This window comes from Collinsella sp. LCP19S3_B11, from assembly GCF_052121915.1.
In the GTDB taxonomy this organism is placed as follows: Bacteria; Actinomycetota; Coriobacteriia; order Coriobacteriales; family Coriobacteriaceae; genus Collinsella.
Window position 1 is genome coordinate 1 of sequence record NZ_JBQKDI010000029.1, and the last position, 5,873, is coordinate 5,873.

A 5,873-nucleotide genomic window follows, 5' to 3' on the forward strand; every position below is an offset into this window, starting at 1 on the left:
TCCCCGTCATTAACCGAGGGCGTGCGAGTCTCCAGCACCACGCGGGGCATCGCGGCCCGTGATAGATGCAGCACCCCGTTCTCGGTCGAGAACTGACGGGATGTGCAAATGGTGTTAGCCATAACCTCTATGTCTCCTTCTTACCCTGCGGCTCCGACTCACGCCGGGCTACAACGGTTCTCACTCCGGTGTCCAGATTATCGGCGACGAGGTCCCCATACCGGCCCACACTCAACTGCCACGGCCCCAGAGCGCGCTCCAGCCGCCTGACACGCCGCTCCAACTCCGCGATGTACTCCGCATCCGTCCGCGCTGTCCTACCCATGATCCTGCTCTCCTATAACGGCGTTCCGGGCTTGACCCAGTCCGCATCGTCGGCCTTATCCTTCTGCGAAGCGTTGGCCTTACCGGCCTGCTCCTTCTCCCACGGCGACTTGAAGTCGTTCGTCAACGGCGGCGGGAACTCCTCGCGAGCCTCCCACGACACCGACGGAGGAACGAGGGACAGTTTGATCCCATCCGGTGAGAACGCAACCTTTTCGATCATCAGGTCGCAGCCGACCCGCACGCCGGTCTGAACCGACGAGACAGGCACACGCACGCCGGGAACGAGCTCATGCAACGAAACCGGCGCGTCGGCGCGTAACCCAGCCCCACCGACACTCACCGCCACCGGGGCGACCGCGAACTGGTCCAACGTCGCCTGCGCCTTCGTCTCGCACTCCTGAACCGTAGCGAGCTTGTTTCCCTTCACGATGGACTGGAGGACGATCCGGTCATCCTCAATCGCCCGCTGCGCCCACACACCCTCACCCTTGACGAGCACGTCGGTGACCACATCCTTGCCCACCTTCGTCACGACGACATCATCGCCGAGGTGCCGATCCGACAGCGGTGCGGTACGATGCCGAGCCCCGACCGGTCCGACCATCAACGACCCGCCGACGAACGTCCACTCCAGCCCGGCCTCGGTCAGATCATCGACCACATCATCCACGAGGACGCTGTTCGCCGTCTCGTTCACCACGACCCAGATTCGGGAGTCCAGGGCGTGAATGTGATCAGCGATGTGTAGCGGGTCGGACGGGCCCATCCCATCCACCACGAGCTGCTGCATCACCTGCGATGCGTCGCGTTGATCCCAGAACCGCCCGGACGGGAGCCGACGGCGCTTGAACAGACAGGCACCATCCGACGCGGTGACGGTCAGCGACCCCTTCGCCGCCTTCGTCTCCGTCACCAGACCGTGCCACGCGACCTCGCTACCCGCCCAGAATGTGAGGGTGTGCAGCCACGGCTCCACGCGGGAGCACAACACCGGCGATGCCGCGATTTTGATACTCGCCTTCGAGATGTCGCACAGCACCCGGTCGAAGTCCCAGTCGCTAATGTCCTCACCGGACTGCCAGATGATCCGCCCGGAAGGCTCCGCGATGGTCGCGCCCCACCTCGGTTGTCCCAACGTCGGCATGGCTACACCTCCCCCGTCACGCCGGTGACTTCCACCGTCGCGGTCGTGTCCTGCCCAGCATCAACCACGAGGGTGTAGGGAGCGCCGCACGTCATCACCGGGGGTCGCCACGGCCCACCGGCACGCCCGACCATCACCGGCGTGGCATCAACACGCCGACCATCCGGAAGGTCAGCCCACGCCGCCCCGGAACGCCCGTCGAGGGTGAGGACACTATCCGCGGGGAGGTACGTTGCCATAGCTTCGCCGACGGTCTGGCAGTCCAGCGCCGCCCCATCATCGACCACAAGCCCACGCGCCCAGCGGATGCGGATGTTCCTTTCTTCCCGCCCCGTGGAGCGGACCACGACGGTCGGCAGCATCTCACCGGTCAGGGGGATAGCGCCCTCCCTGATTGTGAACACGGATCGTCGCGAATCAATCGGCATGCAACCGATCTCAACGCCCGGCGCGGTCGGGCGGGGCAGCGTCCACAGGTCGCCCATCTTCGGATCTAGTAGCACGCCCTCGTCGTCATCACAGTTCGCCGGGCACGTCCCATCCGCGTCGAGTTCTTGGAACCTAGCGGTCATCACCTCGCCCGCCGACAGGCTCCGCGGCCCGAGCAACACAACGGGGCTGCGCCATACCCTCGGCACCAGCGCCGTCAGCTCGAACTCCACCACCGCCATACACGGCGCGTAGTCCCCACGGTCATTCGACACGCCGTAGCGGTTCGTCACCTCCGGGGTCTTCGTCACCACCACGCTCGTCAGCATCCGGGTCAGCTGCCCGGCACGCTCCCGGACATCAGCCGGGCGCTCCCACTGCCGATAATCCGGGCACGATTCGAGGAACACCAAATCACGCGGGCCGCTATCCCCCCCGCACCCATCCGCGAGCAGAGAACGGGTCAGCCACCGCAGTCCCCACTCCAGGCCACGGGAAGTCGCCGCCATAAGCAAGCATTCCACCTTGACCTCGCGAGTGGGGAGCCTACGCCTGCCGACCGAACCGCCGTCGCCCGTGGCTTCGGTGACATCCTGATCAATCTTCGTCGTGTCGAGCCCGTCAATATTCAGGCCGTACACCCCGCCGAACTCCAACGACTCCGGCCTGCCCGCCTGAACCCACGGGGCCCCGGTTTGCTCCGGGGTGATGTAGTCCTCGTCGCCGAGCCACACGTGCTGCTGGCCCCACGAATCATCCCAAATCAGCTCAAACGAGCGGGAACAGATACCGTGGAGGGCGTGCCCAGCCGCCCGGCGGGAGTTAATCAACTCCGCGCTTCCGAGACTCAAATAGCCGTTGTAACTCACCACGCGCTCCTAATAAGTCGCTGCTCGACGGCATCGGCCACGTCCTCACCGTCGCCGCTCCCGTAGTAGTTCAGGGTCACCTCAACCGTCCTCACGCTCCGCCCGCCGCTGTCGCCGGTAATGGTTGCACCAGCGTCGCGGAGGGACTGCCAATCAGCCGACCCGAGGAACCCGACGAGCTCCTCAAACGCGCCGGTCTGCCTAGGCGACAGCACCCGCTCCGCCTGCGTCGTCTGCTTCGAGAACAAGCCCCGATCCGTGATCAACCCGCCACGGTCGTAACCATGCCCGTGACCCCACATAGTCGTAAGGTCCATGCCATAGCGGGACTTGTAGTACCGCAGCGCCGCGACCATGTTCGCGAACGGGTTCGTGCGGTCGTTCGGCAGCTCCGGGTCACGGTGCGCCGCGAACGTCGTCGGAATGATCTGCAGCAGGCCAAGGCCCGCCGACGCGCCGGTGCCGTTCACATCCACGATTTCCTGCGCCCGGTTCGGAATACCACCGGACTCGGACTGAATCTGCGCGATCATGGCATCGACTTGGCGTTTATCCTGCCAGTTGAAGCCGACGCGGGCCATGGCACGCTTCGCCATAGGTCGCCACCGCTCCGCGCCGACACCGCCGGGGTCGCCCATCATTTCCTCGGACAGCTTCGTAATCTTGTCGCGGGTGATCTTCCCCAGCGTCTCCGACAGCTTCTGCGGATACGTGTTGATGATGCCAGCGTGCGACTGCGCCCACCCGGCGGCTGCGGAACTCATGCGTTCCTGGAATGGCTTCGTCAACCCGCCGATGATGTCCACCATCGACGCGCCGCCGCCCATGCCGGGCACGAACGCGCCGGAATCAGTCACAATGAGCGAGAATCTACGGTTGAACTGCGAATCATTCGCACCAGCAGCATCCGAGGTACCGAACTTTACACGTGAGTTGATGCCACCGGACTCGACGTTCACCGCGGGGATGCCCGGCGCTCCGCCGATCGTTCCGGCGGTGTGGACATCCGAGATGCCGACGGCGAAGCCCGCCGCCAGGCCGGGCTTCCACGCGCCCTGCTGCGAACCGGGGAAATTGCCTGTAGCCCATTGACGTGCGCCGGACCCGCCGAGGATCACATCCGCGATGCCCGACATGAAGCCAGAACAGTCCGTACCACCATCGCCATGCGCCGAGCCGCCCCACACGTAGGGACGACCGTTGCGCGACCGGGCCCAGTTGTATCCGCGGAGCAGCGCCTTCCACGCCGGGGTTCCCTCCGCCAGACCGCCGCCCTGATACCGCGCCGCAACGTTCGTGAACGTCTTGTCGCGCAGCATCGCCCGGCGCTTCTCCGGGTCGCGGAGGACCTGCGGGGCGACGCGATACCCACCCGAGTTCAGGGCGTTGAGGTTATCCACGCCGATGTTCCGAACGGCCTTAGCGTTGAGGACGTACTCGTGGTTCGACAGCAGCGCGGGGATCTTGTCGTCCTTCGGCCCACCCGGGCCTCGCACCAGACCGCCCGTGGCGAACCGTACGGGGTACGGGGCCATCTTCTGTGTCCCGAGCAACTCGGACGCGGAGTTCCACATCCCGACGATGCCGTCGTTAAACACCGACTGGATCGCGAAGCGGACGGGGCGGGCGGTGGCTTCACGCACCTGATTCCACTGCTGCGCGATGTTGCCAGCAGCCCACCCGAACGTGTTCGCCGTGTACGTCAGCGCCCCGCGGATACCAGCCATAGCGGGGTTCACGCCCGTGTTGAGAACATTCCACGCGGTGTTCGCGATGCTGAACAACGCGGGGTTCACGACGCCGTAAGCATTCCACGACGTGTTAGCGCCAGTAGCGTTCGACGCGGCCTGCATCCCCAGCATCGCCGGGGTCCACGCCGTGCTCGTCATAGCCAACACCGCCGAGCCGGTCGCGGACATTGCGGTCTGCATACCCAGCATCACCGGCTGGAATTGCGTGTCGTTCATGGTCTGCGCGGTCGTGCCGACGCTCGCGAGGGCGGGGTTCACCACCTCGCCGGTCTGCTGCTGCGCGGTGGCTCCCCACGCCAGCATCGACTCCTGCTGCTGCTGCATCATCGCGCCCAGGGCGGCACCATCACCGGGCATCTGGGCGACACTGTCTACCGCGATTCCGGGCACCGGGGCGGGAACCACCGGGGCGGCGACCGTGGGGGCCGCGACCTCCGGCAGCGACACATCAGCCGCCGAGTTTGCCAAGCTCTGCGCCGCGCCCTTCACGCTCCCAGCCATAGACTGCACGCCATTGATTAGGCCCTGCCCGATGTTCTCGCCGTAGCCCGCGAACACGCGCGACGGGGAGTGAATACCCAGCGCCGACTCGAACGGCTTGCGGATCCACCCCGGAATCTTGTCGAGGAAGTAGCTGCCGATCTTCCCGGCGAGGGAAGTCATGCCGTTGATCAGACCTTGGACGATGTTCTTGCCGGTGTCGATTAGCCACGACCCAGCATCCGACAGGGCTCCGCGGATACGCCCCGGCAGGCCCTTGAACCAATCAATTACCCCGCCGATAGCCTGACCCACCCGCCCCGGCAACGGCGCGACGTGATCACGCCACCACCCGGACACGGCATCGCCCATTGCCGCGAACTTGTCCTTCGTCCACTGCCACGCCTGGCCGAACCAGTCCTTGATCGCGGTGACGGCCTGGCTAATCCACCCGGGGAGCTGCACCAGCACGTAGATGAGCCCGGTGATGGCACCAATGACCACACCAACGATCGTCACGACCGCGACGATCGCGCCGACGACCAGACCAAGACCAATGATGATAGGCGTGAGCAACACACCACCAATGATCATCAGCACCTTCTGCAGAACAGGCCAATGATCCGAGATGAACCCGCCGACCGCTTCACCAATCCGCTTGAAGAAGTCCACGACCTGCGACACGATAGGCCACAGCGTCGTGTTCCAGAAGTCCATGAACCACGACCCGAACGCCGCGACCTTCTCGGTGATGGTGTCCCACACCGGGGCGATGATCTCCGCGATGCGTCCCCACGTGTCAGCAATCCAAGTGTAGATGGGCGATAGGACGGACTCCCACACCCACATAAACGCAGTACCGATGACGTCCCA

General features: G+C 65.1%; 3 protein-coding genes. All 3 read right to left on the reverse strand.

The window, feature by feature from the left end; genetic code table 11:
- Positions 1-337 precede the first annotated feature (337 nt).
- From ACTQV4_RS10000 to ACTQV4_RS10010, 3 genes are read right to left on the reverse strand one after another with little or no spacing between them, the layout of a single operon-like run.
- On the reverse strand, positions 338-1,471 hold the full coding sequence (locus ACTQV4_RS10000; protein ID WP_441032700.1) for a hypothetical protein: 1,134 nt from the start codon (positions 1,469-1,471) through the stop codon (positions 338-340).
- 2 nt (positions 1,472-1,473) lie between these two features.
- The gene (locus tag ACTQV4_RS10005) at positions 1,474-2,769 is read right to left on the reverse strand and encodes a hypothetical protein (RefSeq protein ID WP_441031782.1); all 1,296 of its coding nucleotides are present in this window, start codon (positions 2,767-2,769) and stop codon (positions 1,474-1,476) included.
- Positions 2,766-5,765 carry a hypothetical protein gene (locus ACTQV4_RS10010; protein ID WP_441569751.1) on the reverse strand — a complete coding sequence of 1,000 codons (3,000 nt, stop codon included), beginning with the start codon at positions 5,763-5,765 and terminating at the stop codon, positions 2,766-2,768. Before ACTQV4_RS10010 ends, ACTQV4_RS10005 begins: the two co-directional genes overlap by 4 nt.
- Between the last annotated feature and the right edge of the window lie 108 nt (positions 5,766-5,873).